This window comes from Pseudomonas sp. R5(2019), assembly GCF_009905435.1.
Lineage (GTDB): Bacteria > Pseudomonadota > Gammaproteobacteria > Pseudomonadales > Pseudomonadaceae > Aquipseudomonas.
In genome coordinates this window covers 1-25,667 of the sequence record NZ_JAAAMT010000015.1, presented here as the reverse complement: position 1 = coordinate 25,667, position 25,667 = coordinate 1, and the positions used below count along the sequence as shown (strand labels likewise).

Genomic DNA, 25,667 nt, shown 5'->3' with positions numbered 1-25,667 from the left:
CATTAACCAACCCAAGTAATGGGGCAGGCTGGGTGGCATGAGGCATCGATGAGCGAAGAACCTGGCAAAATCACTGGTAGCTGAGGTTAGCGATGTAGAAGGTTTCGCTAGCCAGTGATAGCCAGCCATACAAGGAAAAAAGATTAGAGTGATAACCGTTTGATTTGTATGGTGTCCCAGGGCAGGTTCGAACTGCCAACCTTCCCCTTAGGAGGGGGATGCTCTATCCAATTGAGCTACTGAGACATTGATGCCGTGCGACGAACGTGCGCGGCGATGGACGGTGAGCATGTTAACCAGCATGCCAGCGTTTGTCATGTCATCCGCTGGCTTTTTAAGTGTAGCCGTCGGCGCCACAGCCCCAAAACAGCCGACACAGCCCCCGCCCCTCTACCACAGGCCTTTGATTGAGACCGTGCATTTTGCAATGGCGCAAAAAGGCTGCCATGCAGATTGCAAGGAAAAGCCTGCATGGAAATATTTTAACTATTTGAATTAAAAGGATTTTTTATAGGAAATCCGGTTGGCATAAGGTCTGCTGCACAGAGCTTGTGAATCACAGCTGTGCGTCATCAACGCGGAGAAGACTCATGAACAGCGCCCTTTGCCTGCTTAACGCCCTTGCCCTCGTTGCACTGGTGTCCTTTCATTACTACTCTTCTGAAAGTTCAGACCCCACAGCGAGCGTTGTCGTTCCCGCCACGTCGATGAGACCGCAACTCGCTGTGATTCATGCAACGCAAGCTCAACGTCCTCAGCAAGCAGCCGAAGTGTTGCCAGCGCCAACGCACTCTTCGGCTCAAACCCAGCGATTCGTTTTTTGAATGGGACCGACGCATGTCCAAAACTGCAAAGATTTTTCTACTGATGAGCCTCGTCAGTTTTCTGGCGGCCATGGCGTTGCCACCCGAATCGGCGGATACGAGTGCGTTGCTCGGTTGCAGCAGCGCATTGTTTTTAGTCCTGTTGGTGCTGGCACTGATGCGAGGCCGCAAGATCAGGTTCGACCCGATGTTGCGCTGAATCAGACCTCGACTCGCACAAACAGCTGCAACAGGCGCTGCACGGCGTCCTCAAGGGACGTCGAGTTGTCCAGCCGTGCAATCACAACCCCACCCCGGGATTGGGAACCGCTATCGAACTGATCATTGCGCGCCAGCCGCCGTTCGATCTCTTCCAGGCTCTCGCGGCCGCGACTGACCAGCCGTTGCCTCAGCACCTCGCTTTGCACATGAACCAATACCGGCAGCAGGTCCGGGTAGCGCCGCAGCGCTTCTTCCAGATAGCCTCGCGAGCCGTTGACTACTACATCCTCGCCATTCGCCAGCCATTCATCGATCTGCGCAGGAATGCCGTAGCACAACCCATTGGCTAGCCAGTGCATGGCAAAAGTACCGGCCTGTCGAAGTTGCTCGAACATCGCCGGGGTAACGCCGATGGCGTCTTCTCCCACTGCCTCGGCCGAACGGGTAATGACCCGCTGGACAACACGCACCTGCCGGCACTGCAGGTCTGACCGCGCGGCATTTATAAGGCTGTCCTTGCCAGAGCCCGAAGGGCCCATCAGGTAAATTAGTCTGCCTACCATCGGTAATGGCACCTCGCTACTTGCGGCGGGCTTGCGAACCACTATGCTCAGTACCTAGGGTAGCTCGCGCGTGTCTGTGCGTATGACAGCACTCCTACGGGCCAGGGCACCTCTCGAATCAGCCGAAGTGACTTTTTTGATCAGCCGCCGAGAGGAAACTTTTCAAACCAGTCCACATTTCCGATAATCAGTACTGGCCAGTAGCCTTTATTCGGCTCAATATTTGTCACAGAATTGACGCCAATGAACCGGCGACATTGAGGCATGATGCAGCCTCTTTCACAATTCAGGTTGAACATTTAGCCACCAGGGTGGTCGTAACCACGTCTTGCGGCCGATTCGAGAACCGCTTCCCCTGAACCAAACCGGTCAATTATATGCGCCCAATGAAACAGGCTATTTACTCCAGCCGTACGGCTGACAAATTCGTCGTGCGCCTACCCGATGGAATGCGTGAGCGCATTGCAGAGGTCGCCCGTAACCATCATCGCAGCATGAACTCCGAGATCATTGCCCGCCTGGAGCAGAGCCTCATCCAGGAAGGCGCACTCGGCGAAGAGTTGAGCATGCGCCTGGACAGCCCGGAGCTGTCACTCCATGAACGTGAGTTGCTGCAACGCTTCCGCCAACTCTCACACCGCCAGCAGAATGCCCTCGTCTCATTGATCGCCCATGACGCGGAAATGGCTGCAGACGCTTCCTGAGCTGTCAGCCAAGTGCAAAAAAGCCAGCTTATCGCTGGCTTTTTTTCGTCACCCTGTAGGAGCGGACCTGGCCGCGATGGGGCGCGCAGCGGCCCCAGATGCCTGTGAAATCTGCGGTGCAGCATTCAGATGCAATAGATTTCAGAATCGCCGGGGCCGCTTCGCAGCCCATCGCGGCCAGGTCCGCTCCTACAAGTTCCGCGCCAAGCCCGACTACAGAAGAAAGACGGTCGCAAGGCCGAGGAAAATAAAGAACCCACCACTGTCGGTGACCGCCGTGATCATCACACTGGAACCCATTGCCGGGTCGCGCCCCAGGCGCACCAGGGTCATGGGGATCAACACCCCCATCAAGGCGGCGAGCAACAGGTTCAGGGTCATGGCTGCGGTCATCACTACACCCAATGACCAGCTGTCATACAACAGGTAGGCAACAACGCCAATCACCCCACCCCATATCAGGCCGTTCACCAGGCCGACACCCAGCTCCTTGCGCATCAGCCTTGACGTATTGCCAGGGCTGACCTGATCGAGCGCCATCGCGCGCACAATCATGGTAATGGTCTGGTTACCGGAGTTGCCGCCGATACCCGCCACGATTGGCATCAGGGCTGCCAGCGCCACCAGCTTTTCGATCGAACCTTCAAAGAGGCCAATGACCCGCGACGCCACAAAGGCGGTGATCAGGTTGACCGCAAGCCATGCCCAACGGTTGCGCAGCGAACGCCAGACCGAGGCGAAGATGTCTTCTTCCTCGCGCAGACCGGCCATGCTCAGCACTTCGCTTTCGCTCTCTTCACGGATCAGGTCGACCATTTCGTCGATGGTCAGACGACCTATCAGGCGGTCGTTCTTGTCGACCACGGGGGCCGAGATCAAGTCGTAACGCTCGAAGGCCTGAGCGGCATCGTAGGCGTCTTCCTCCGGATGAAAACTGACCGGGTCGCTGGCCATGACTTCAGCCACTTGCTTTTCAGGATCGTTGACCAGCAAGCGCTTGATCGGCAGCACGCCCTTGAGGATACCGTCGTAGTCGACCACGAACAGCTTGTCGGTATGCCCCGGCAGCTCCTTGAGGCGGCGCAGGTAACGCAGGACCACCTCGAGGCTGACGTCTTCGCGGATGGTGACCATCTCGAAGTCCATCAGCGCGCCGACCTGGTCTTCGTCGTAGCTCAAGGCCGAGCGCACGCGTTCGCGTTGCTGGGCGTCGAGGGTTTCCATCAACTCGTGGACGACATCGCGCGGCAGCTCTGGCGCAAGGTCGGCCAGTTCGTCGGCGTCCATTTCCTTGGCGGCAGCGAGAATTTCGTGATCGTCCATGTCGGCGATCAGGGTTTCTCGTACGGAGTCGGACACTTCGAGCAGGATGTCACCATCACGCTCGGCCTTGACCAGCTGCCAGACCGTCAGGCGGTCTTCCAGCGGAAGGGCTTCGAGAATATAGGCAACGTCGGCGGAGTGCAGATCATCGAGCTTGCGCTGCAGCTCGACGAGGTTCTGGCGGTGAACCAGGTTTTCGACCAGGTCTTGGTGATGACCTTCCTGACGATGGGTCAGGTCTTCGACAACACGTTGGCGCTGCAACAGCTCAACGACCTGCGCAAGACGATCCTGCAGGCTGTCTTGAGATTTTTTTACTTCGATTTCAGTCATAGGCGAACTCCACTCCCAGCAGCGGAGCACGCCGGGAGGATCAATCAGTCGATTCGTGATTGTTGAAACAAGCTATTGAGTAACTACTGGGTAAGTCCATGGAGGTATTCCACAAGCCCCGGCGGGGCTGACGGGCGCAATGATACACCGCTTGACCGCTTTGGGCGCTTAAAATCTTGGCAAGAACAATCGCTTGCGACACAAAGCTCATCGTTGTCCGAGTGCAGCTGTGCGACGCACGCCGCCAGGCAAAAAACACAGATTTCAAAAAATTACAGGTCGACCTTTCCCGTAAAGCCTACAGCCGAAGGCAGTTAGCTCTATGACAGTTTTTTCATGGCGATGACACGGGAGGCGGGAAATATAAATCGCAGAAAGCAAAAAGCCCGCCTATTAGGCGGGCTTCTTACTATATGGTGCACTCGACAGGATTCGAACCTGTGACCGCTCGGTTCGTAGCCGAGTACTCTATCCAGCTGAGCTACGAGTGCAAGGTGGTACTTGATAAACCAGCTTACCTCTGGTTGAAGCAGAGATTATATTCCAGAAGAAAACAATCTCTTGAATGGTGCACTCGACAGGATTCGAACCTGTGACCGCTCGGTTCGTAGCCGAGTACTCTATCCAGCTGAGCTACGAGTGCAAGGTGGTATTTGATAAACCAGCTTACCCTGGTTGAAGCGGAGGTTATTTTCCAGTAGAAAACAACCTCTTATATGGTGCACTCGACAGGATTCGAACCTGTGACCGCTCGGTTCGTAGCCGAGTACTCTATCCAGCTGAGCTACGAGTGCATTTGTTGCCGCGCATTATAGTTCGTTGTTTTTGTTTTACAACCACTTTTTCGTTTAGTTTCAACAACTTAGCGAACCAGCGATTCAAACAACGCCCTACATGAATAATGGCGGAGAAGGGGGGATTCGAACCCCCGATACCCTTGTGAGGTATACTCCCTTAGCAGGGGAGCGCCTTCGGCCACTCGGCCACCTCTCCGCAACACGGGGCGTATAATAACCAGCCTTTTCCCCGTTTGCAAACTAAAATTTGAAAATAATTCGAGAAAAATTAGTTACTTGGCTCCTGGTCCTTCTCTTTCTTGATGCGCAGGTAGATTTCCTCACGGTGCACGGCCACTTCTTTGGGGGCGTTCACACCAATTCGCACTTGATTGCCTTTGACGCCGAGCACGGTCACGGTGATTTCTCCATCACCAATGATCAGGCTTTCTGCGCACCGACGAGTCAGTATCAGCATTACCTATCTCCTTCCGGAATGAGTTCAGGGATAAACAGTCTGCAAAAAAAGGGCTTAGACCTACAGCCGCGATGGCAATAGGCCTACGCCTAAGTATTGACCAGGGTACGCAAAAGCACACACTGCCCAAAAAAACGAAGGGCGCGGTCAGACCGCGCCCTTGGGATCAACGCATTACTCGCCCTGAGGGGCAGCTGCGTCCAGCTCGAAAGCGGTGTGCAGTGCACGCACTGCCAGTTCCAGGTACTTCTCTTCGATCACGACCGATACCTTGATCTCGGAGGTGGAGATCATCTGGATATTGATGCTCTCCTTGGCCAGGGCTTCAAACATGCGGCTGGCAACGCCTGCGTGGGAACGCATGCCAACACCGACGATGGAGACCTTGGCGATCTTGGTGTCGCCGATCACTTCACGGGCACCGATCTCTTTGGCGGTGTTCTTCAGGACCTGTTCGGCCTTGACGTAGTCGTTGCGGTGCACGGTGAAGGTGAAGTCGGTGGTGTTATCGTGCGAAACGTTCTGCACGATCATGTCGACTTCAATGTTCGCGCCACTGATAGGCCCGAGAATCTTGAAGGCAACGCCAGGGGTGTCTGGCACGCCACGGATGGTCAGCTTGGCTTCATCGCGATTGAAAGCGATGCCGGAAATGATCGGCTGTTCCATGGTTTCCTCTTCATCAATAGTAATGAGGGTGCCCGGACCCTCCTTGAAGCTGTGCAGTACGCGCAGCGGGACGTTGTATTTACCGGCGAATTCGACTGCGCGGATCTGCAGCACCTTGGAACCGAGGCTGGCCATTTCCAGCATCTCCTCGAAGGTGATCTTGTCCAGGCGCTGCGCCTGGGACACCACGCGCGGGTCAGTGGTGTAGACACCATCGACGTCGGTGTAGATCTGGCACTCATCGGCCTTGAGCGCTGCGGCCAAGGCTACACCCGTGGTGTCGGAACCGCCGCGACCCAGCGTGGTGATGTTGCCCTGCTCGTCGACCCCCTGGAAACCGGCCACGACCACCACACGACCGGCCTTCAGATCACCACGGATCTTCTGATCGTCGATCTGCAGGATGCGCGCCTTGTTGTGCGCGCTGTCGGTGAGGATACGGACCTGGTTGCCGGTGTACGACACCGCGGGCACGCCACGCTTGATCAGCGCCATGGCCAGCAGGGCAATTGTCACCTGCTCGCCGGTGGACACGATCACATCGAGTTCGCGAGGCTCCGGCTGACCGGTGATCTGCTTGGCCAGATCAATCAGGCGGTTGGTTTCGCCACTCATGGCAGACAGCACAACCACCAGGTCGTCGCCGGCTTCGCGGAATTTTTTTACCTTGTCGGCTACCTGCTCGATTCGCTCGACAGTGCCGACTGAGGTACCTCCAAATTTCTGTACGATCAAAGCCATTTCAATGCCGCCTCAGCCCGGGAAGGGCGCCCATTAAACAATCAAACGCTACCGCGCCAAAGCCTGTTACTAGACCACAGGCCAAGGCGCGGGTGAATCAGTTACCTTGTTCGACGAACGGTACGGCCAGCGCCAGCGCAGCATCCAGTGCCGAGGCGTCGACGCCCCCACCCTGAGCCATGTCCGGACGACCGCCGCCTTTACCGCCGACAGCCGCAGCTGCCTGCTTCATCAGATCGCCAGCCTTGAACCTGGCGCTCAGATCCTTGGTCACACCGGCTACCAGCACAACCTTCTCTTCATGTACGCCGCCCAGCAGGATAACGCCCTGCCCCAGCTTGTTTTTCAGTTGGTCGACGAGTGCCAGCAAGCCTTTGCCATCGACACCGTCAAGGCGGGCGGCAAGCACTTTCACACCGTTGATGTCGACCGCCTGGGACGACAGGTCATCGCCGGCCGCGCTGGCGGCCTTGGCCTGCAGCTGCTCCAGCTGTTTCTCCAGCTGGCGGTTGCGCTCAAGCACGGCCGAGAGCTTGTCGATCAGGTTGTCGCGGCTGCCCTTGACCAACTGCGCGGCTTCCTTGAGCTGCTCTTCAGCTGCGTTCAGGTAATCCAGTGCTGCCGCACCGGTGACCGCTTCGATTCGGCGCACGCCGGAGGCAACGCCGCCTTCGCTGACAATCTTGAGCAGGCCGATGTCGCCGGTGCGCCTGGCGTGAATACCGCCGCACAGCTCAACCGAGAAGTCGCCGCCCATGCTCAGCACGCGCACGCTGTCGCCGTACTTCTCGCCGAACAGCGCCGTGGCGCCTTTCTGCTTGGCGGTTTCGATATCGGTTTCTTCCGTCTCGACCTCGGAGTTCTGACGAACCTGGGCGTTGACGATGTCTTCCAGTTGGCGCAGTTGCTCCGGCTTGATCGCTTCGAAGTGGCTGAAGTCGAAACGCAGGCGTTGGCTGTCAACCAGCGAGCCTTTCTGCTGAACGTGATCGCCCAGCACCTGGCGCAGGGCGGCGTGCAGCAAATGCGTCGCGGAGTGGTTCAAGGAGGTGGCTTGCTGGACGTCGGCATCGACTCGAGCCTCGACCTGGGCACCCACGGTCAGGCTGCCGCTGGCCACCACGCCGTGGTGCAGGAACGCACCGCCCGTCTTGGTGGTGTCACGCACGTCGAAACGTACAGCGCCGACCTGCAGGTAACCGCTGTCGCCAATCTGGCCACCGGATTCAGCGTAGAACGGCGTCTGGTCAAGAATCACCATGCCCTCCTCGCCTTCGCCCAACTGCTCGACGGCCTGGCCGTCCTTATAAAGGGCAATGACCTTGGCGCTGCCGTGGGTAGCTTCATAACCGGTGAAGCGGGTCGGCTCGTCAACCTTGACCAGGCTGTTGTAGTCCAGGCCGAAAGCGCTGGCGGAGCGGGCGCGCTCGCGCTGGGCTTCCATCTCGCGCTCGAAGCCGGCTTCATCCAGGGTCAGGCTGCGCTCACGAGCGATATCACCGGTGAGGTCCATCGGGAAGCCATAGGTGTCATAGAGTTTGAACACCACGTCACCCGGCACCACGCTGCCTTGCAGCGAAGCCAGGTCCTGCTCGAGGATTTTCAGGCCCTGCTCCAGGGTCTTGGCGAATTGCTCTTCTTCGGCCTTGAGGACGCGTTCGATATGCGCCTGCTGGGTTTTCAGCTCAGGGAAGGCTTCGCCCATCTCGGCCGCCAGCGCGGCGACGATCTGGTAGAAGAAGCTGCCCTTGGCGCCCAGCTTGTTGCCGTGACGGCAGGCGCGACGAATGATGCGACGCAGCACATAGCCACGACCTTCGTTGGACGGCAGCACGCCGTCGGCGATCAGGAAGCCGCAGGAACGGATGTGGTCGGCAACCACTTTGAGCGATGGCTGGGCATCGTTGGTGCAACCGATGGCCTTGGCCGACGACTCGAGCAGGCATTGGAACAAGTCGATTTCATAGTTCGAATGCACGTGCTGCAGCACCGCGCTGATCCGCTCCAGGCCCATGCCGGTGTCTACCGACGGCGCAGGCAGCGGGTGCAGCACGCCATCGGCGGTGCGGTTGAACTGCATGAATACGTTGTTCCAGATCTCGATGTAGCGGTCGCCGTCTTCTTCTGGCGAGCCGGGCGGGCCACCCCAGATGTCGGCGCCGTGGTCGTAGAAGATCTCGGTGCAGGGGCCGCACGGGCCGGTGTCGCCCATGGTCCAGAAGTTGTCGGAGGCGTACGGGGCGCCTTTGTTGTCGCCGATCCGAACCATGCGCTCGGCCGGCACGCCGACTTCCTTGGTCCAGATGTCGTAGGCTTCGTCATCGGTGGCGTAGACCGTGACCCAGAGCTTTTCCTTGGGCAGGTTCAGCCACTGGTCGGAGGTCAGGAAGGTCCAGGCGAAGATGATCGCATCACGCTTGAAATAGTCGCCGAAGCTGAAGTTGCCCAGCATTTCGAAGAAGGTGTGATGGCGCGCCGTGTAGCCGACGTTTTCCAGGTCGTTGTGCTTGCCACCGGCACGCACGCATTTCTGGCTGCTGACGGCGCGGGTGTAGGCGCGCTTTTCCTGGCCGAGGAAGCAGTCCTTGAACTGGTTCATACCGGCGTTGGTGAACAGCAGGGTCGGGTCGTTGCCCGGAATCAAAGAGCTGGAGGCGACACGGGTGTGGCCTTGCTCTTCGAAGAAGCGAAGGAAGGCTTCACGGATTTCTGCGCTTTTCATAGGTTCTTCCACGGAGACTGCGGCCTGAGGCATGTGCATGACGTCAATCGACGTTGCGACGGCAAAGGGCCGCATTATATCGGGCCTGCGGCCTGGGTACAGTGTGTTTATACGATCGTGAAGGGATTGTCCGATGAAATTGCCATGATCGGGTCATTTCGATAGCAAGCCACCTATGCACCGGTGCAAAAGGTATGTTACAAACTGTTCGCCACCTGCAAGGGTGGCGACGTTCTCAGGGCGGGGTGCGATTCCCCACCGGCGGTAATTGCGCGCCAATGCGCATAGCCCGCGAGCGCTCCAGCGGCCTGCCGCAGGAGGTCAGCAGACCCGGTGTGATTCCGGGGCCGACGGTTAAAGTCCGGATGAAGAGAGAGCGGGATAACGCCCAAGGGCCGAGCCCTGGACCGCGCCAAGGTTGGCGCAGACCAGGCCGTACCCTTGAATCCCATTCGATCCGAATGCCCTGTTTTTAACCAAACAGGAGTCAATTCAAGATGCAACCCACCGCAATCGATAGCAAACACCAGCCTCATGGCCGCATCGCCTTTGTTCAAGCGTGCTGGCACAAGGATATTGTTGACCAAAGCCGCCAGGGTTTTGTCGATGAAATGATCAAGCTGGGCTATCAGCAAAGCGATATCGATTTCTTTGAAGTCGGCGGCGCCTTCGAAATCCCCCTGCACGCCAAACTGCTCGCCCAAAGCGGCCGTTATGCCGGCATCGTTGCCGCTGGCCTTGTAGTAGACGGCGGGATCTACCGCCACGAGTTCGTCGCTCAATCGGTGATCAGCGGCCTGATGCAGGTTCAGCTGGAAACCCAGGTGCCGGTATTCTCGGTGGTCCTGACCCCGCATCACTTCCATGCAGGCGAAGAGCACCAGAAGTTCTTCTTTGATCACTTCGTGCACAAGGGCCAGGAAGCAGCGCGCACTTGCGCGGATACACTGAAGAAGGTGCACGCCTTGCGCCACCTGGACACCGCCCGCAAGCTCGCCAGCTGATCCCCTGTAGGAGCAAGGCTTGCCTGCGATGAGGTGCCGCGGATTTTCAGGGTTTACGCGTCATCGTTCATCGCGGGCAAGCCCTGCTCCCACTACGCCAGCTGCTCCGGCGTCGTCGGCACGATCAAAATCCCCGCCCGCAAGCCGTTCTTGACCTTCGGGTTCGGGAAGATGATCCGAGCACCCTCCTCCTCCACAATCCAGCGGGTTTCGGCCAGATCTTCGGCCAGCAGATAACCCTTGGACAATTCAGAGAAGTTTTCGATATCCGCCGGCAAGTGCAGGTGGAACGATTCGCTGTGCTTGATGATTTCCCGCGCAACGCTGAACAGCTGAAGACCATCGAGATTATTGATGTCGTCTTCGGGCTCATTGCCTTCGATGATTTGCTTGAGCCGGGCTTCCAGACGATTCAACTTGATGTCCTGGTTCTGCCCGAACGGTCGAGCCTTGCCCAGCTCCAGAGTAAACGCCTCGGCATCAAGGGTTTCGTAGGTAAAGGCGGTGAAGGTAATCGACGCCTTGCTCTGCAACAGCACCGCTTCCATCCCCGCCGCACGCAGGCGAGCCAGTTCGGCGCGCGAATGCTGGCGGCCTTCTTTATAGGGGTAGAGGGCGAACTGCTCGATTTTCGAGCCGCGGATAGCGGTGTGCAGATCGTAGTGCAGGCGCTTGCGCGCAGGCTTGCTGAAGAAACTGGTGGCCAGCCGCTCAAGCTCATTGGCACGCAGGGCTTCCGAACCGCTGGTCAGCTCATGCCGACCATTGAACAGCCGATTGACGTCCTGCTCGATGTAACGCTCACCGCGACGGATCGCATCGGGGTTGCCGAACAGAAACAGAATGCGTGCACGCGGGATGATCTCGCCGCGCGCAATGCCATGCAAAAGCTCATCCAGCAGCTCTATCGGGGCCGTTTCGTTGCCATGGATCCCCGCTGACAGCAGCAGGTCCAGGCCATTGTCAGTGGCCTCCGGCGGGCGCACTTCCAGGGCGCCCTTATCAAGCCAGCGCAAACGCACGCCCTTGACCGTCATCTGCGTCTTCTCTGCCGGTTCTTTGTCGGCGAGGGTGAGTTCGAGCAGTTTGCCGAGGGCGAGCATGGGCGTGCTTCCTTAATGCTTAATGATGATGACCGCAGTCGGGACCATGGACGTGTTCGTCGTCGTCACCCGGGTCGGCCGGCTCCATCTCGAGTTGTAGACTTACCAGATTAGTCGCCAATGGTCGCAGCAGCAGGTTGGCATACTCGGCGTCGTCTTCTTCGACGTCGACGCCAATCAGCAACTGGCCACGGCCGTCTTGCTGGATCCACACTTCCTTGCCTTGCCAGACCACGGCAAAGCGCGTGCAGGAGGTTTCCAGCTGAGTGCCATCGGTGTCTTCAAGGATCAGCTGCAGGGCGTCGGACATGGTCGAATTCTCTATCAAGGTTGAAGTTGGAACGGATAAACCGACCCCAGTTTAAGGATTTGGGTCAGTTCATCCAATGCCGCACGGCACTCGACCAGCAACTGTGGATCCGCCAGGTCGCTTTCGCCCAGGCGATCGCGATAGTGCTTGTCCACCCACTGGGTCAGGGTGTCGTACAACGGCGCCGTCATGATAACCCCTGGATTCACCGCCGCCAGCTCCGTTTCGTTCAGCGCCACGCGCAAGCGCAGACACGCCGGGCCACCACCGTTCTGCATGCTCTGCTTGAGGTCGAACACCTTGACCTCGGCAATCGGGCCGCCCTGGGCGGTCAGGCCTTGCAGGTAGCTCCAGACCCGCTGGTTGGCCCGGCATTCTTCCGGCACCACCAGCAGCATGGAACCGTCCGCACGCGACAGCAGCTGGCTGTTGAACAGGTACGAACGCACGGCGTCTTCGACCCCGACCTCGGCACGCGGCACGCAGATCGACTGGAAGTTGCCGCCACGCCGGGCCAACTTCGCCTGCAGCTGCGCCAGCATCGCGTCGGTGTCGAGAAAGGCGTCCTCGTGATAGAACAGCAACTCGCCGTTGCCGACTGCGATCACATCGTTGTGGAAAACGCCCTGATCGATTACCGCCGGGTTCTGCTGAGCATAGACCACGCCCTCCTCGCTCAGCCCGTGCAGGCGGGCAACCGCCTGGGAAGCCTCCAGGGTCTGGCGCGCCGGGTACTTTTGCGGCGCCGGGTAGCGGTTGTCAAAGGCACTGCGACCGTACACAAAGAACTCCACACCCGCCTCGCCATACTCACGGCAAAAGCGCGTGTGGTTGGCGGCGCCTTCATCCCCGAATTGCGCCACGGCCGGCAGCGCGGCGTGGTGAGCGAAGTGCTTGTCGTCGGCGAACATGGCGCCCAGCACGCGGCTGGTGGTCGGGTGCTCGATGCTGCGGTGGTACTTGCAGTTCAGGTTGGCGGCGGTGAAGTGCACGCGGCCATCGGCGGTGTCGGCGCTGGGGCTGATGGTAGCGGCGTTGGCCACCCACATGCTGGACGCCGAGCAGCTGGCAACCAGCAAAGGCATCGCCTGTCTGGCGGCCTGCTCGATGACTTGCGCATCGCTGCCGGCGAAGCCGAGCCGACGCAAGGCCGCCACATCCGGGCGCTCCTGCGGTGCCAGCACGCCCTGGACAAAGCCCATTTCCATCAGCGCTTTCATTTTCGCCAGGCCCTGGCGCGCCGCTTCACGCGGGTTCGAAGTCTGCTGGCTATTGCTCTGGGAGGCGACGTTGCCATACGACAAACCGCCGTAGTTGTGCGTCGGGCCTACCAGCCCATCAAAATTCACTTCATACGATTTCATCGGCACGGCTCCGTGGACCTGTTGTTATAAGAAGGCTCAAAGCCTTACGCCCGGGGTCAGGGTGGCTGGCAGGCTGACACTGGCCGCTTCCAGCGAAGCGACCGGGTAGGCGCAGTAATCGGCAGCGTAATAGGCGCTGGCGCGATGGTTGCCGCTGGCACCGACACCGCCGAACGGTGCACTGCTGGCCGCACCGGTCAGTTGCTTGTTCCAGTTGACGATACCGGCCCGACTTTCCAGCCAGAACTGCTCGTAACGCGCCTGCGAATCTGACAATAAACCCGCGGCCAGGCCGTACTGGGTGTTGTTGGCCTCGGCGATCGCGCCGTCGAAATCGGCGTAGCGAATCACCTGCAGCAGGGGCCCGAACAGCTCTTCGTCCGGGCGACCATCCACGGTCGTCACATCAACAATGCCCGGGGTCAACAGCGCGGCGTTGGCCTGCGGCTGGGTCATTTCCAGCAGTGCCGTGGCGCCACCACGAATCAACTGGGCCTGGGCATCCATCAAGGCCTTGGCAGCCGCAAGGGACACCACCGACCCCATGAACGGCGCAGGCTGCTGATCGAACGCGCCAACGCTGAGGGTCTTGCTGACCTCCACCAGGCGCGCCAGCAGGCGGTCCCCCCAGGCACCTTGCGGCACCAGCAGGCGCCGGGCACAGGTGCAGCGCTGGCCAGCGGAGATGAATGCCGATTGAATGATGGTGTAGACGGCGGCATCGAGGTCAGCGACCTCATCGACCACCAAGGGGTTGTTGCCACCCATTTCCAGCGCCAGGATCTTGTCCGGGCGGCCGGAGAACTGCTTGTGCAGCAGGTTGCCGGTGCGGCTGGAGCCGGTGAAGAACAGGCCATCGATACCGCTGTGCGCGGCCAGGGCAATACCGGTTTCACGGGCGCCTTGCACCAGGTTCAGAACGCCGGCAGGCAAGCCCGCCTCAATCCAGCATTTGACCGTCAGCTCGGCGACCTTGGGGGTCAGCTCACTGGGCTTGAACACCACGGCGTTACCGGCCAGCAGTGCCGGAACGATATGCCCGTTCGGCAGGTGGCCCGGGAAGTTGTACGGCCCGAACACCGCCACCACACCGTGGGGCTTGTGCCGCAGCACGGCAGTGGCATCGGCCAGCGGACCGCTTTTCTCGCCGGTGCGCTCGCGGTAGCTCTGCACCGAGATGGCGACCTTGTTGACCATGCTGGTGACTTCGGTGCTGGCTTCCCACAGGGGCTTGCCGGTTTCTTCACCGATGCAACGGGCCAATGCGTCGGCCTGGGCCTTGAGGGTGGCGGCAAAGGCTTCAAGGACGGTAATGCGCTCTTCCAGCGGGCGACGGGCCCAGGCCGGGAAGGCTGCGCGAGCTGCGCTGACGGCGGCGTCGACTTGTTCCGCCGTGGCGCCCTGCCCGCTCCAGATAACGGCCTGGGTCACCGGGTTCAGCGATTGCAGCGGCTCGCCCTGGCCTGCTTGCCAGTTGCCGGCGATATACAACGTGGTCATTACTTGCTCTCCCGAGAGGCAGACAAGGGAACCGCGCGAACCTGATCTCCGGCGCTCAGGCGCAGGCGCTTGGCGGTCTGCGGGTCGACCACCAGGGTGCCGGCTGCCAACCGCGCAGGCGCTGCGGTGATGCGGCACTCCTCGCGCTTGCGGTTGTGAATGATGAACGGTGTGGCGTCATCGCCCGGCGTGCCCACGGCCAGCACCAGCGCCTGGCTATCGTGCACGGCGCGAATCTTGGCCGTCTCGCACTCCACGGCCGGGCCCGCGTCGAAGATGTCGACATAGCCCTGATAGCTGAAGCCTTCGCTCTTGAGCATGCTCAAGGCAGGTTCTGTGGCGGTGTGCACGCGACCAATGACGCTGCGCGCCGCCTCGGACAGGAAGCAGGTGTAGAGCGGGAACTTGGGCATCAGCTCGGCGATAAACGCCTTGTTGCCCACACCGGTCAGGTAATCGGCCTGGCTGAATTCCATCTTGAAGAAATGCCGCCCCAGGCTTTCCCAGAACGGCGAGCGGCCGGCTTCATCGGACATGCCGCGCATCTCGGCGATGATCTTGTTGCCGAACAGCTGCGAGAACTCGGCGATAAACAGCAAACGCGCCTTGGCCAGCAAACGGCCGTTGAGGCCAGTGCGGTAGTCGGCGCGCAGGAACAGCGAGCACAGCTCGGAGTTGCCGGTCAGGTCATTGGCCAGGAACAGGGTCGGGATTTCCCGATAGATGTTCAGTTCTTGCGAGGCGCTGACAGTCAGGCCAACGCGATAGTTGTACCAAGGCTCGCGCAAGCCGACGGCACCGGCGATGGCGGAAATGCCGACCACTTCGCCCGCGTCGTTTTCAAGGACGAACAGGTAGTCTGCGTCGCCGCGTTCGGCTTCGCCTCGGAAGGTCTTCTCGGCCCAGCCCACCCGATGCGCCAGGCGCTTTTCGTTGGCCGGCAAGGTGGTCAGGCCGGCGCCAGTGCTGCGCGCCAACTCGATCAGCGCGGGTAAATCGCTGCTGCGTACGGGACGAACGATCATGCTATCTCCTAAGGCAAGCGTCGCTGGACACCTGCGCAACTCAACCGGTAATTGCCGCCAATCAAACCGCGACCAGGCGCACGCTGGCGCCCTCGCCGACACCCAGTGCCTCGGCCGCTTCCAGACTCAGGTTGACCGGCTTGCCCGGTACCCAGTCCAGCTCCAGCAGCACGGCGCGGTAGTCTTGCAACTGGCCATTGGCGACCAGGTACTGGCGCCCGCCCTTGATCGGGTTGTCGTCGAGCTTCACCGGCACGACCCGGCTCTGGGCGATCGAGCGGATCCCCGACACCCGCGCATGCAGCGTCGGGCCACCGTCGAAGATGTCGATGTAATGGTCAGTCTCGAAACCTTCGCGCATGAGGATGTCGAAGGTGATCTGCGCACGCGGGTGCACCTGGCCCATTGCCTCTTGGGCGGCATCCGGCAGCAGCGGCACGTAGATCGGATAATGCGGCATCAGCTCGGCCAGGAAGGTCCGGCTCTTGAGGCCGCATAGACGCTCGGCCTCGGCATAGTTGAGGTCGAAGAAGTTGCGCCCGATGGCATCCCAGAAGGGTGAATCGCCGTTTTCGTCGCTGTAGCCGACGATCTCGGTCACCACCGAATCGGCAAAACGCTCCGGGTGGTTGGCCATGAACATCAGGCGGCCACGGGAGTTGAGCTCGGCCCAGGCGCTATTCACCAGTTCCGGCAACACATAGAAGCTGGTCAGCAGGCTGTTGCCGGTCAGGTCATGGCACTGGGACAGCACATGAATCTTGTTGTGGATCTTCAGCTCGCGGGACGCATGCACGAAGGTCTCGTTGCGAAAGCTGTAGAACGGCTCGGAGTAACCGGCCGACGCCACGATGGCCGAGCAACCGACCAACTTCGCGGTCTGGCTGTCTTCGAGCACGAAAAAGTAGCTTTCCTCGCCATTGAAACTGACTTCGGCGGCAAAGGACGCCTCGGAAGCCGCAATCTTGTCACTCAGACGACCAGCATCATCCGGCAGGGACGTTACACCGATGGGGCTGTCTGCGGCCAACCGCTGTACTTCACCCAGATCGGCCATTTGCGCGGGGCGCATCACCAGCATGGTGTCACTCCTTTTCGGATTATCAGGTCGGCATCCGCCGACACGGAGGAAAGGGGTGACGGGCGCGAAAAAACGCGCTCGTCACAGGAACAGGGTTCGGCGGCCGGGGAGCCGGCCGCCGACGGGTCAGGCTTGGGCCAGCTTGGCGACAGCGCGCTCGAAGCGGTCAAGGCCAGCGTCGATATCGGCATCCTCGATCACCAGGCTTGGCGCGAAGCGCACCACGTCGGGACCGGCTTGCAGAATCATCAGGCCTTCTTGCTCGGCGGCGTTGAAGATGTCCTTGGCCTTGCCTTTCCAGTTGTCGTTGAGCACGCAACCGATCAGCAGGCCCAGGCCACGCACTTCGGAATACAGGCCATATTGCTGGCCGATTTGTTCCAGGCGGGCCTTGAAGCGATCGTGCTTGGCCTTGACGCCGGCCAGCACCTTGGGGGTGTTGATCACGTCGATGACCGCCTCGCCCACCGCGCACGCCAGCGGGTTACCGCCGTAGGTGGTGCCGTGGGTGCCGACGACCAGGTGCTTGGCCAGGGCTTCGGTGGTCAGCATGGCGCCGATCGGGAAGCCGCCGCCCAGGCTCTTGGCGCTGGAGAGGATGTCCGGGACAACGCCGTAGTGCATGTAGGCGAACAGCTCGCCGCTGCGGCCCATGCCGGTTTGCACTTCGTCGAAAACCAGCAGGGCATTGTGGGCGTCGCACAGCTCGCGGGCACCTTGCAGGTAAGCCAGCTCGGCCGGCAGCACGCCGCCTTCGCCCTGGATCGGCTCGATGACCACGGCACAGGTCTTGTCCGAGATCGCCGCTTTCAGCGCTTCCAGATCGTTATAAGGGACATGGGTAATGCCGCTGATTTTCGGACCGAAACCATCGGAGTACTTCGACTGGCCACCGACGTTGACGGTGAACAGGGTACGACCGTGGAAGCTGTTCAATGTCGCGATGATTTCATACTTCTCGGGGCCGAAACGGTCGTGGGCGACCCGACGGGCCAGCTTGAAGCTGGCCTCGTTGGCTTCGGCGCCGGAGTTGCAGAAAAACACGCGCTCGGCAAAGGTGGCGTCGACCAGTTTCTTGGCCAGGCGCAGGGCCGGCTCGTTGGTGAACACGTTGGAGACATGCCAGAGCTTGTTGGCTTGCTCGGTCAGCGCACCGACCAGCGCCGGGTGGGCATGACCGAGCACGTTAACGGCAATGCCGCCGGCAAAATCGATCAGCTCTCGACCCGTCTGATCCCAGACTCGGGAACCTGCGCCGCGCACAGGAATAAAGCCTGCAGGCGCATAGTTGGGGACCATTACCTGGTCGAAATCGGCACGTTGGACCTGATCTTGCTCAACGGACATCGGAGTCTCCTGAAGAGGAACGCTCGCCTGGAACTGGCGAGCGATGGGGGGATTGTAAGGACAGATTCGCGCCCGGCCTTGCCGCCAAGCGACAACTTCTTATAGCGCCAAACCCTGTTTTTCCAAGGCTTTCGGCAATGCGACAAATAGGGTCGCAAAGGCGCAGTTTAAACGGTGGCGGGTGTTTAGGGGACTGGGAGATTACCGGCGGTTCGAACACCGCACAGAACCCTGCTGGTAACCGTCAAACCCTTGTGGGAGCGGATTTACCGGATCGCCGGACCGCCGCGAATAGCTGCACCGCAGCTCGCCTGACAGACCGAGGTGAAATTATTCGCGGCGGTCCGGCGGTTCGGTAAATCCGCTCCCACAGGGTGGGTTCAGCCGCGCTCGGCAGGAACGGACGAAAGCTCGAAAGGATTGCTGCTGCGGCGCTGATTGCGGTCTTCGCGCGGGGTGGCGCCGAAGAAGTTGCGGTAGGCGCTGGAGAAATGCGGGCCAGAAGAGAAGCCGCATGACAGGCCGATCTGAATGATCGACTTGCTGGTTTGCATCAGCATCTGCCGGGCCTTGTTCAGGCGCAGTTCCAGGTAATACTGGCTCGGCACGCGATTGAGGTACTGCTTGAAAATTCGCTCCAGCTGACGGCGAGACACGCAGACATGCTGGGCGATTTCATCAGTGGTCAGCGGCTCTTCAATATTGGCCTCCATCAACAACACGGCCTGGGTCAGCTTCGGATGGCTGGAACCCAGGCGGTTTTGCAGTGGAATACGCTGACGCTCGCCCCCCTCACGGATGCGCTCGACCACCAGCTCTTCCGACACCGCCCCGGCCAATTCGGCACCATGGTCACGAGCCAGCACTGCCAGCAGCAGGTCCATCACCGCCATGCCGCCACAGGCGGTCAGGCGATCACGATCCCAGTCGAACAGATGGCTGGTGGCGATGACTTTCGGAAAACGCTCGGTAAAGTCATCTTGCCAGCGCCAGTGCACCGCGGCACGGTATCCATCGAGCAGACCCAGTTGCGCCAGCGGATAGACACCGGCCGACAGGCCGCCAATCACGCAGCCGGCACGCACCAGGTGCTTGAGCGCACTGCCCAGCGCCGGGTTGACCACCAACGGCGGCTCGTCGGCCAGCAGAAACAGCTTCTGGCACCCTTCCAGACGGCCGTTCCACGGCTCGCCCGGCAAACGCCAGGCACCTTCCAGCGGCGGCTCAGCCTGCAGGAACTGAAGGTCATAGACAACTTCGGGATGGACCTTTTGGGCAACACGCAACGCCTCTTCCGCCAGCGCCAGGGTCAGGGCTTTGGTGCTGGGCCAGATGAGAAATCCGATTCGTTGGGCTGTCATGACGTGCGGTCCGAAACCTTTAAAAAGGCCGCAGCAGACAGCTGCGGCAAGTAAGCCTGGTCAGGCTGCTGCCAGCGGCACAGCATGACCTGTTTTGGTGCATCAAGGGTGATACTTTACTTCAAACTGCCCGAGAGGAACTGCTGCAACCGCTCTGACTGTGGGTTGACCAGCACTTCACGCGGGTTGCCGGCCTCTTCCACTAGACCCTTGTGAAGGAACACCAGCTGGTTCGAGACTTCACGGGCAAAGCCCATTTCGTGGGTGACCACGACCATGGTCCGGCCTTCCTGGGCCAGCGACTGCATGACCTTGAGCACATCACCCACCAGCTCCGGGTCGAGGGCCGAGGTAGGCTCATCGAAGAGCATCACTTCCGGCTCCATCGCCAGCGCCCGAGCAATGGCCACGCGCTGCTGCTCACCACCGGACATGTGCCCGGGATACGCGTCCTTGCGGTGCGAGACGCCGACCTTGGCCAGGTAATGCTCGGCCTTCTCCAGCGCCTCTTTTTTCGACATGCCGAGCACATGCACCGGCGCTTCGATAATGTTTTCCAGCGCCGTCATGTGCGACCACAGGTTGAAGTGCTGAAACACCATCGACAGGCGCGAACGCATGCGCTGCAACTGCTTGGGATCGGCCGCCTTCAAGGCACCGTCCTTGTTCGCCACCAGTTTCAACTCTTCGTTGTTGAGCAGAATCCTGCCAGCGTGCGGCTGCTCGAGCAGGTTGATGCAACGCAGGAAAGTACTTTTGCCCGAGCCGCTGGAGCCGATGATGCTGATCACGTCGCCGGCCTTGGCGGCCAGCGACACACCCTTGAGCACTTCGTGACTGCCGTAGCGTTTATGCAGGTCTTGGACTTCTAGTTTGTACATGCTATCGGTTCTCGCAAAAAGCAGTCAGTCATTGAGCAAGCGCCCGCGGCGCAGCGGTTCACGCCCCGCCACTTTCGCCAGCCAGAAGCCGGGTTGGGCGTAGCGTAGTCGTTCAAGGGCAAACAGCACCCCTGAGGTGCCGGCACAGATTGTGCTGACTTGATCAGACAAGGGGTCGATCACTTCAAACAGCGCCTCACCCTTCTCGACCCAGGCCCCGGCGGGGCGCAGAAAGGTCACCACACCCGGGTGCGGCGCAAACAGCAATTCGGTGCCTTCAAAGGGCATGCCCTCGCACGGCTCGTGCCGGGCTGGCGGCCATTGGCCGGCGATCAGGCCCTGCTCTGCAAGGAAGGCCAGGATAGCCTCGGCGTGGGCCTCGGCTTCAGGCTTGCCGGTATCGGCCTGCCCGCCCAGTTCCAGCGTGGTCGCCAGGCAGGCCAGCGGAATCGACGCATCAGGAAACTGCTGTGCCAGGCGCAGCCACGGCAGCGAACAGGCTTCATCGAATGAACTGCCACCTGAATCTTCGGCCAGCAAACCCACTCGCATGCCCAGATGCGCCGCCAGCGAACGCCAGTGGGGCCAGTGTTGCGGCAGCGCATACATGTGCAGCGCCGCGTCGCAATCACAGTGCAGGTCGAGCACCACGTCCGCATCACAGGCGTGGCTGAGCAGTGCACGCTGCAAGCCTTGCAGCTGGCTGGCCGGCGCCGGCAACTGCGCCAGCACCTCGGCCATCGCCTCGCGAATCGCCAGAATATTGCCGTGCGGATCATCACCCAGCCGGCCTTGCAGGCGCTCGGCGACCGGCGCGCTCAGCTCGACAAAGTCACGGTTGAAGTTCTTGCCGCTGGCAAACTCGAAACGTCCCTGATGGGCGCCTTGCAGCAACTGCCCGAGGCCCAGCGGGTTGGCCACCGGCACCAGCTCGATGACGCCCTTGAGCGCACCCTCGGCTTCCAGCGCCAGCAAGCGTTTTTTCAGCTCCCAGGCGGTGCGCATGCCTGGCAATTCGTCGGCGTGCAAGCTGGCCTGGATATAGGCCTTGCGCTCGCCACTGCCAAAGCGGAACACGCTCAAGGTCCGTTCGCTGCCCAGGGTGCTCCAGGGCAGCCGATGATCGATACGTTGCATCTGCATCAACCCTTGCGTGGCGCCAGGTAGCCCAGCCAGCGGCGCTCGGCCATCTTGAACAGGCGTACCAGGATGAAGGTCATGCACAGGTAGAACGCGCCAGCGGTGATGTAGGCTTCGAACGGCAGGTAATACTGGGCGTTGACGGTGCGCGCCGCACCGGTGATGTCGATCAGGGTCACGATCGATGCCAGGCTGGTGGTTTGCAGCATCATGATCACTTCGTTGCTGTACTGCGGTAGCGCCCGGCGCAGGGCCGATGGCAGCAGGATGCGGCGGTACATCTTGACGCGCGACATGCCCACAGCCTTGGCCGCTTCGATCTCGCCGTGCGGGGTGGCCTTGAGGCTACCGGCAATGATTTCGGCGGTGTAGGCGCTGGTGTTGATGGCAAACGCCAGGCACGCACAGAAGGTCGCGCTCGACAGCCAGGGCCAGAGGAAGCTTTCACGCACGGCTTCAAATTGCGCCAGGCCGTAGTAGATCAGAAACAGCTGGACCAGCATGGGCGTGCCGCGAATCACGTAGGTGTAGAGCCAGGCGCTCATGTTCACCAGCGGCCGCCTGGACACCCGCATCAGGCCCAGCGGCACCGCCGCCAACAGGCCGAACAGCAGCGACAGGACCAACAGCTTCAGCGTGGTCAACAGGCCACTGAAGTACAGCGGCAGGCTGTCGAAGATGACGTTGTAATCGAAGATCATAGGTCAGCCGCCTTTACGCCTACCGAGTAGCGCTTCTCGAGGTGCCGCAGGGCGATCAGCGAAACACTGGTGATGACCAGGTACATCGCCGCCACTGCCAGGAAAAAGGTGAACGGCTCGCGGGTGGCGTCGGCCGCCTGCTTGGCCTTGAACATCATGTCTTGCAGACCGACCACGGAAATCAGCGCGGTGGCCTTGGTCAGTACCAGCCAGTTGTTGGTGAAGCCCGGAATCGCCAGGCGCACCATTTGCGGCACCAGCACCCGAAAGAAAATCTGCAGGTTGCTCATGCCATACGCCATGCCGGCTTCGGCCTGGCCCTTGGGGATGGCCATGAAGGCGCCGCGAAAGGTTTCCGACAGGTAAGCGCCGAAGATGAAACCCAGTGTACCGATACCCGCCATCAATGGGTTCAGGTCGATGTAGTCATTGAAACCCAGCAACGGCGCCACACGGTTGAGCAAGTCCTGGCCGCCATAGAAGATCAGCAGGATCAGTACCAGATCGGGAATGCCGCGAATGACCGTGGCGTACAAATCGCCCAGTGCCGCCAGCCAGCGCACGGGCGACAAACGCAGTGCCACGCCGATCAAGCCGAGAACGATGGCCAGGGCCATGGACGACAAGGCGAGCTGTAGCGTCAGCCATGCTCCATCGAGGATGACTGCCCCGTAGCCTTTCAACATGATGAGGTCCTCGACCTTAGGAATGAAAAATGGTGCAAACCTCAGGCTTCCTGCTGCTTGCACCATTACACAGGTGTTGCTTCGACGACTTACTGGCCGTAGATGTCGAAGTTGAAGTACTTGTCCTGGATGGTCTTGTACTTGCCGTTGGCACGGATCGCCGCGATTGCCGCGTTGATGCGATCCAGGTTTTCCTTGTCGCCCTTGCGCACGGCAATGCCGACGCCGTCACCAAAGTATTTCGGATCGGTGAACGACGGGCCGGTAAAGGCGTAACCCTTGCCTGCGTCAGTTTTCAGGAAACCGTCTTCCAACAGCGTAGCATCGGCCACGGTGCCATCCAGACGGCCTGCCTGCACGTCCAGGTAGATTTCGTTTTGCGTACCGTAAGGGACGATGGTGGCGCCTTTGGGGGCCAGCACTTCCTTGGCAAAGCGATCATGGATCGAACCGCGCTGCACACCGATCTTCTTGCCTTTAAGCTCAGTCAGACCTTCGCTGACCTGGATGCCTTCCTTCATCACCAGGCGCGCCGGGGTCAGGTAGTAGCGGTTGGTGAAGTCGACCGACTTCTTGCGATCTTCGGTGATCGACATCGACGACAGGATCGCGTCGATCTTGCGCACTTTCAGTGCCGGGATCAGGCCGTCGAACTCTTGCTCGACCCAAGTGCACTTGACCTTCATTTCTTCACACAGGGCGTTGCCGATGTCGTAGTCGAAACCGACGATATTGCCGTCCGGTGCCTTGGAGGCGAACGGAGGGTACGCCGCCTCGATGCCAATTTTCAGCGGCTTCTCATCGGCGATCGACGTCAGCGAAAACATGGACAGTGCGAGAGCGCCTAGCAGCACGAGTTTTTTCATTGAAGGACTCCATCGGTAAAGGGCGATACAAGGCAGAGTGAGCAACGTGCCCAATATGCGAATGAGTTACAACGGAGAATGCAATGCCGTCGCCACCGGATACAGGCATCGGAAAAGCTCTGGCCAGTGGTCGGCATTCTAACGACAGCCTGAAAGTCGATATTTCTTCAATGCGACAACTAGTTACAGAAGCGCTGGAAATAGCGGCCAAGGACATTGACAGCTTTCGCGGATTATGCAAAAGCAAAAGACAGGTAAACCTGTAGATAAAGCAAATACCGCGCCTATTATTGGCAAAGCCTTGAAATACGGCAAGTTTGGCGACCTGCCTTTTTTGGCGGGCGCTAAAATAGCACCGTTTTAGCACCTGCGCGTTTCGGTTTGCCCCGGTTGAGGGCAAAGGAGTTACAAAAACCGTTACGCGATGCTTCCTGGGTAACAGCGCTCGGCAACGATTCAATCCCGATTTGTCCCGGCCTTGCAAACCATTGAGCCCAAACGAAAAAACCCCGCCCGGCGAGCTGCCGGGCGGGGTTTTGTCTGACCTGCCGCCGAATCAGGCGACTTTCATGGTTTTGTGCGTGTCAATCAGGTGCTGGACCACGCTCGGGTCGGCCAGGGTGGAAATATCACCGAGGGCGTCGTACTCACCGGTGGCGATCTTGCGCAGGATACGCCGCATGATTTTCCCCGAACGGGTTTTCGGCAAGCCGGGTGCCCACTGAATCACGTCTGGCGAAGCGATCGGGCCGATCTCCTTGCGCACCCAGTTTTTCAGCTCGATACGCAAGGCCTCGTTGGTCTCCTCGCCGCCATTGAGGGTGACGTAGACATAAATGCCCTGCCCCTTGATGTCGTGCGGCACGCCCACCACCGCCGCTTCGGCGACCTTGGGGTGCGCGACCATGGCGCTTTCGATTTCGGCCGTGCCCATGCGGTGGCCGGACACGTTGAGCACGTCATCGACCCGTCCGGTGATCCAGTAGTAGCCGTCTTCGTCGCGACGCGCACCGTCACCGGTGAAGTACATGCCACGGAAGGTCTTGAAGTAGGTGTCAACGAAACGGTCGTGGTCGCCGTACAACGTCCGCGCCTGGCCCGGCCACGAATCGAGGATCACCAGATTGCCCTCGGCGGCGCCTTCGATCAGGTTGCCCAGATTGTCCACCAGCGCCGGCACCACGCCAAAGAACGGACGGGTTGCAGAGCCAGGCTTGAGGGCCGTTGCGCCAGGCAGCGGGCTGATCAGCACGCCACCGGTCTCGGTCTGCCACCAGGTGTCAACGATCGGGCAGCGCTCTTTGCCGACCGTTTTGTAGTACCAGTTCCAGGCTTCCGGGTTGATCGGCTCGCCGACCGAGCCCAGCAGGCGCAGACTCGAGCCATCGGCTCCTTCAACAGCAGCCTGGCCTTCGGCCATCATGGCGCGGATGGCGGTCGGCGCGGTGTAGAGAATGTTGACCTTGTGCTTGTCGATGATCTTCGACAGGCGAGTGATGTCCGGATAGTTCGGCACACCTTCGAACAACACGGTGGTGGCGCCGTTGGCCAGCGGGCCATAGACGATGTAGCTGTGGCCGGTGACCCAGCCGACGTCGGCGGTGCACCAGTAGACCTCGCCCGGGCGGTAGTCGAACACTCGCTCATGGGTCAGTGCGGCATACACCAGGTAACCGCCCGTGGTGTGCTGCACGCCCTTGGGCTTGCCGGTGGAGCCGGAGGTGTAGAGGATGAACAGCGCTTCTTCAGCCCCCATTTCCTTCGGGGCGCAGTGGCTGGAGGCGACCTTCATCAGGTCTTCGTACCAGATGTCGCGGTGCTGATGCCAGGCAATGTCGCCGCCGGTGCGCTTGCACACGATGATCTTCTGCACGCTGCTGGTTTCGGGATTGGTCAGCGCCAGGTCGACGTTGGCCTTGAGCGCCGTGCGCTTGCCGCCCCGCAGGCCTTCGTCGGCGGTGATG

Annotated in this window: 24 protein-coding genes, 5 tRNA genes and 1 riboswitch; of the genes, 5 read left to right on the top strand and 24 right to left on the bottom strand. The window is 60.3% G+C overall.

What is annotated here, in order from left to right; genetic code table 11:
• Positions 1-169: 169 nt before the first annotated feature.
• Positions 170-246, bottom strand: a tRNA-Arg gene (locus GUY40_RS12290).
• A gap of 43 nt (positions 247-289) precedes the next feature.
• Here GUY40_RS12290 and GUY40_RS12285 point away from each other — a divergent pair.
• Entirely contained in the window at positions 290-499 is a 210-nt protein-coding gene (locus GUY40_RS12285) for a hypothetical protein (RefSeq protein ID WP_166569213.1), read from the top strand.
• Between the two features lie 233 nt (positions 500-732).
• Positions 733-1,023, top strand: coding sequence for a PA3371 family protein (locus GUY40_RS28295; RefSeq protein WP_256675720.1), 291 nt, complete (start codon positions 733-735; stop codon positions 1,021-1,023).
• 1 nt (position 1,024) lies between these two features.
• Here GUY40_RS28295 and phnN read toward each other — a convergent pair whose 3' ends face one another.
• Entirely contained in the window at positions 1,025-1,588 is a 564-nt protein-coding gene (gene phnN / locus GUY40_RS12275; protein WP_166569212.1) for a phosphonate metabolism protein/1,5-bisphosphokinase (PRPP-forming) PhnN, read from the bottom strand.
• Positions 1,589-1,965: 377 nt separating this feature from the next.
• On the opposite strand from phnN, the gene GUY40_RS12270 reads away from it, so the two are divergent.
• The gene (locus GUY40_RS12270; RefSeq protein WP_010226671.1) at positions 1,966-2,292 is read left to right on the top strand and encodes an Arc family DNA-binding protein; all 327 of its coding nucleotides are present in this window, start codon (positions 1,966-1,968) and stop codon (positions 2,290-2,292) included.
• A gap of 213 nt (positions 2,293-2,505) precedes the next feature.
• Here GUY40_RS12270 and mgtE read toward each other — a convergent pair whose 3' ends face one another.
• The 8 genes from mgtE to alaS all read right to left on the bottom strand — a co-directional run bounded on the left by mgtE (position 2,506) and on the right by alaS (position 9,334).
• Positions 2,506-3,948, bottom strand: coding sequence for a magnesium transporter (gene mgtE / locus GUY40_RS12265; protein WP_166569211.1), 1,443 nt, complete (start codon positions 3,946-3,948; stop codon positions 2,506-2,508).
• 414 nt (positions 3,949-4,362) lie between these two features.
• Positions 4,363-4,439, bottom strand: a tRNA-Arg gene (locus GUY40_RS12260).
• A 75-nt stretch (positions 4,440-4,514) separates the two neighbouring features.
• Positions 4,515-4,591, bottom strand: a tRNA-Arg gene (locus tag GUY40_RS12255).
• A gap of 74 nt (positions 4,592-4,665) precedes the next feature.
• Positions 4,666-4,742, bottom strand: a tRNA-Arg gene (locus tag GUY40_RS12250).
• A gap of 108 nt (positions 4,743-4,850) precedes the next feature.
• A tRNA-Ser gene (locus GUY40_RS12245) sits at positions 4,851-4,941 on the bottom strand.
• 72 nt (positions 4,942-5,013) lie between these two features.
• Positions 5,014-5,202 (bottom strand): carbon storage regulator CsrA, encoded by a 189-nt coding sequence (csrA, locus tag GUY40_RS12240; RefSeq protein ID WP_166359754.1) that lies wholly within the window; start codon positions 5,200-5,202, stop codon positions 5,014-5,016.
• Positions 5,203-5,376: 174 nt separating this feature from the next.
• Positions 5,377-6,612 (bottom strand): aspartate kinase, encoded by a 1,236-nt coding sequence (locus GUY40_RS12235; RefSeq protein ID WP_166569210.1) that lies wholly within the window; start codon positions 6,610-6,612, stop codon positions 5,377-5,379.
• 97 nt (positions 6,613-6,709) lie between these two features.
• Positions 6,710-9,334, bottom strand: coding sequence for an alanine--tRNA ligase (gene alaS / locus GUY40_RS12230; RefSeq protein ID WP_166569209.1), 2,625 nt, complete (start codon positions 9,332-9,334; stop codon positions 6,710-6,712).
• Positions 9,335-9,561: 227 nt separating this feature from the next.
• Positions 9,562-9,716, top strand: a riboswitch (FMN riboswitch).
• A 115-nt stretch (positions 9,717-9,831) separates the two neighbouring features.
• Here alaS and GUY40_RS12225 point away from each other — a divergent pair.
• Complete coding sequence (locus GUY40_RS12225) at positions 9,832-10,338, top strand: 6,7-dimethyl-8-ribityllumazine synthase (protein WP_166569208.1); 507 nt, start codon at positions 9,832-9,834, stop codon at positions 10,336-10,338.
• A 92-nt stretch (positions 10,339-10,430) separates the two neighbouring features.
• Here GUY40_RS12225 and astE read toward each other — a convergent pair whose 3' ends face one another.
• The 13 genes from astE to GUY40_RS12160 form a co-directional block, all read right to left on the bottom strand.
• Positions 10,431-11,441, bottom strand: a complete 1,011-nt coding sequence (gene astE, locus GUY40_RS12220; RefSeq protein WP_166569207.1) for a succinylglutamate desuccinylase — start codon at positions 11,439-11,441, stop codon at positions 10,431-10,433.
• A gap of 19 nt (positions 11,442-11,460) precedes the next feature.
• Positions 11,461-11,751, bottom strand: coding sequence for a topoisomerase II (locus tag GUY40_RS12215; RefSeq protein ID WP_166569206.1), 291 nt, complete (start codon positions 11,749-11,751; stop codon positions 11,461-11,463).
• Positions 11,752-11,765: 14 nt separating this feature from the next.
• The gene (astB, locus tag GUY40_RS12210; RefSeq protein WP_166569205.1) at positions 11,766-13,115 is read right to left on the bottom strand and encodes an N-succinylarginine dihydrolase; all 1,350 of its coding nucleotides are present in this window, start codon (positions 13,113-13,115) and stop codon (positions 11,766-11,768) included.
• Between the two features lie 36 nt (positions 13,116-13,151).
• Positions 13,152-14,615 carry a succinylglutamate-semialdehyde dehydrogenase gene (gene astD / locus GUY40_RS12205; protein ID WP_166569204.1) on the bottom strand — a complete coding sequence of 488 codons (1,464 nt, stop codon included), beginning with the start codon at positions 14,613-14,615 and terminating at the stop codon, positions 13,152-13,154.
• Positions 14,615-15,640, bottom strand: a complete 1,026-nt coding sequence (astA, locus tag GUY40_RS12200; RefSeq protein ID WP_166569203.1) for an arginine N-succinyltransferase — start codon at positions 15,638-15,640, stop codon at positions 14,615-14,617. Before astA ends, astD begins: the two co-directional genes overlap by 1 nt.
• A 61-nt stretch (positions 15,641-15,701) precedes the next feature.
• Positions 15,702-16,721, bottom strand: a complete 1,020-nt coding sequence (gene aruF, locus GUY40_RS12195) for an arginine/ornithine succinyltransferase subunit alpha (RefSeq protein ID WP_166569202.1) — start codon at positions 16,719-16,721, stop codon at positions 15,702-15,704.
• A 126-nt stretch (positions 16,722-16,847) separates the two neighbouring features.
• On the bottom strand, positions 16,848-18,068 hold the full coding sequence (locus tag GUY40_RS12190) for an aspartate aminotransferase family protein (RefSeq protein WP_166569201.1): 1,221 nt from the start codon (positions 18,066-18,068) through the stop codon (positions 16,848-16,850).
• 380 nt (positions 18,069-18,448) lie between these two features.
• Positions 18,449-19,429 carry a transcriptional regulator ArgR gene (argR, locus tag GUY40_RS12185; RefSeq protein WP_166569200.1) on the bottom strand — a complete coding sequence of 327 codons (981 nt, stop codon included), beginning with the start codon at positions 19,427-19,429 and terminating at the stop codon, positions 18,449-18,451.
• 116 nt (positions 19,430-19,545) lie between these two features.
• The gene (locus GUY40_RS12180; protein WP_166569199.1) at positions 19,546-20,310 is read right to left on the bottom strand and encodes an ABC transporter ATP-binding protein; all 765 of its coding nucleotides are present in this window, start codon (positions 20,308-20,310) and stop codon (positions 19,546-19,548) included.
• A 24-nt stretch (positions 20,311-20,334) separates the two neighbouring features.
• The gene (locus GUY40_RS12175) at positions 20,335-21,447 is read right to left on the bottom strand and encodes a succinylglutamate desuccinylase/aspartoacylase family protein (protein WP_166569198.1); all 1,113 of its coding nucleotides are present in this window, start codon (positions 21,445-21,447) and stop codon (positions 20,335-20,337) included.
• 5 nt (positions 21,448-21,452) lie between these two features.
• Positions 21,453-22,151, bottom strand: a complete 699-nt coding sequence (locus GUY40_RS12170) for an ABC transporter permease (RefSeq protein ID WP_166569197.1) — start codon at positions 22,149-22,151, stop codon at positions 21,453-21,455.
• Positions 22,148-22,837, bottom strand: a complete 690-nt coding sequence (locus GUY40_RS12165; RefSeq protein ID WP_166569196.1) for an ABC transporter permease — start codon at positions 22,835-22,837, stop codon at positions 22,148-22,150. The genes GUY40_RS12170 and GUY40_RS12165 overlap by 4 nt, the downstream gene beginning before the upstream one ends.
• Positions 22,838-22,926: 89 nt before the next feature.
• Positions 22,927-23,703 carry an ABC transporter substrate-binding protein gene (locus tag GUY40_RS12160; RefSeq protein ID WP_166569195.1) on the bottom strand — a complete coding sequence of 259 codons (777 nt, stop codon included), beginning with the start codon at positions 23,701-23,703 and terminating at the stop codon, positions 22,927-22,929.
• Between the two features lie 83 nt (positions 23,704-23,786).
• On the opposite strand from GUY40_RS12160, the gene GUY40_RS12155 reads away from it, so the two are divergent.
• Positions 23,787-23,969, top strand: coding sequence for a hypothetical protein (locus GUY40_RS12155; protein ID WP_166569194.1), 183 nt, complete (start codon positions 23,787-23,789; stop codon positions 23,967-23,969).
• Positions 23,970-24,259: 290 nt separating this feature from the next.
• On the opposite strand, the gene acs is transcribed toward GUY40_RS12155, so the two are convergent.
• Positions 24,260-25,667 (bottom strand): acetate--CoA ligase (gene acs, locus GUY40_RS12150; RefSeq protein ID WP_166569193.1); only part of this gene is annotated, 1,408 nt, incomplete at its 5' end.

Bases quoted from the DNA above. Each gene is read 5' to 3' on its own strand.
- GUY40_RS12285 (WP_166569213.1), top strand. From the start codon at position 290: ATGTTAACCAGCATGCCAGCGTTTGTCATGTCATCCGCTGGCTTTTTA.
- GUY40_RS28295 (WP_256675720.1), top strand. From the start codon at position 733: ATGCAACGCAAGCTCAACGTCCTCAGCAAGCAGCCGAAGTGTTGCCAG.
- phnN (WP_166569212.1), bottom strand. From the start codon at position 1,588: ATGGTAGGCAGACTAATTTACCTGATGGGCCCTTCGGGCTCTGGCAAG.
- GUY40_RS12270 (WP_010226671.1), top strand. From the start codon at position 1,966: ATGCGCCCAATGAAACAGGCTATTTACTCCAGCCGTACGGCTGACAAA.
- mgtE (WP_166569211.1), bottom strand. From the start codon at position 3,948: ATGACTGAAATCGAAGTAAAAAAATCTCAAGACAGCCTGCAGGATCGT.
- csrA (WP_166359754.1), bottom strand. From the start codon at position 5,202: ATGCTGATACTGACTCGTCGGTGCGCAGAAAGCCTGATCATTGGTGAT.
- GUY40_RS12235 (WP_166569210.1), bottom strand. From the start codon at position 6,612: ATGGCTTTGATCGTACAGAAATTTGGAGGTACCTCAGTCGGCACTGTC.
- alaS (WP_166569209.1), bottom strand. From the start codon at position 9,334: ATGAAAAGCGCAGAAATCCGTGAAGCCTTCCTTCGCTTCTTCGAAGAG.
- GUY40_RS12225 (WP_166569208.1), top strand. From the start codon at position 9,832: ATGCAACCCACCGCAATCGATAGCAAACACCAGCCTCATGGCCGCATC.
- astE (WP_166569207.1), bottom strand. From the start codon at position 11,441: ATGCTCGCCCTCGGCAAACTGCTCGAACTCACCCTCGCCGACAAAGAA.
- GUY40_RS12215 (WP_166569206.1), bottom strand. From the start codon at position 11,751: ATGTCCGACGCCCTGCAGCTGATCCTTGAAGACACCGATGGCACTCAG.
- astB (WP_166569205.1), bottom strand. From the start codon at position 13,115: ATGAAATCGTATGAAGTGAATTTTGATGGGCTGGTAGGCCCGACGCAC.
- astD (WP_166569204.1), bottom strand. From the start codon at position 14,615: ATGACCACGTTGTATATCGCCGGCAACTGGCAAGCAGGCCAGGGCGAG.
- astA (WP_166569203.1), bottom strand. From the start codon at position 15,640: ATGATCGTTCGTCCCGTACGCAGCAGCGATTTACCCGCGCTGATCGAG.
- aruF (WP_166569202.1), bottom strand. From the start codon at position 16,721: ATGCTGGTGATGCGCCCCGCGCAAATGGCCGATCTGGGTGAAGTACAG.
- GUY40_RS12190 (WP_166569201.1), bottom strand. From the start codon at position 18,068: ATGTCCGTTGAGCAAGATCAGGTCCAACGTGCCGATTTCGACCAGGTA.
- argR (WP_166569200.1), bottom strand. From the start codon at position 19,429: ATGACAGCCCAACGAATCGGATTTCTCATCTGGCCCAGCACCAAAGCC.
- GUY40_RS12180 (WP_166569199.1), bottom strand. From the start codon at position 20,310: ATGTACAAACTAGAAGTCCAAGACCTGCATAAACGCTACGGCAGTCAC.
- GUY40_RS12175 (WP_166569198.1), bottom strand. From the start codon at position 21,447: ATGCAACGTATCGATCATCGGCTGCCCTGGAGCACCCTGGGCAGCGAA.
- GUY40_RS12170 (WP_166569197.1), bottom strand. From the start codon at position 22,151: ATGATCTTCGATTACAACGTCATCTTCGACAGCCTGCCGCTGTACTTC.
- GUY40_RS12165 (WP_166569196.1), bottom strand. From the start codon at position 22,837: ATGTTGAAAGGCTACGGGGCAGTCATCCTCGATGGAGCATGGCTGACG.
- GUY40_RS12160 (WP_166569195.1), bottom strand. From the start codon at position 23,703: ATGAAAAAACTCGTGCTGCTAGGCGCTCTCGCACTGTCCATGTTTTCG.
- GUY40_RS12155 (WP_166569194.1), top strand. From the start codon at position 23,787: ATGCCGTCGCCACCGGATACAGGCATCGGAAAAGCTCTGGCCAGTGGT.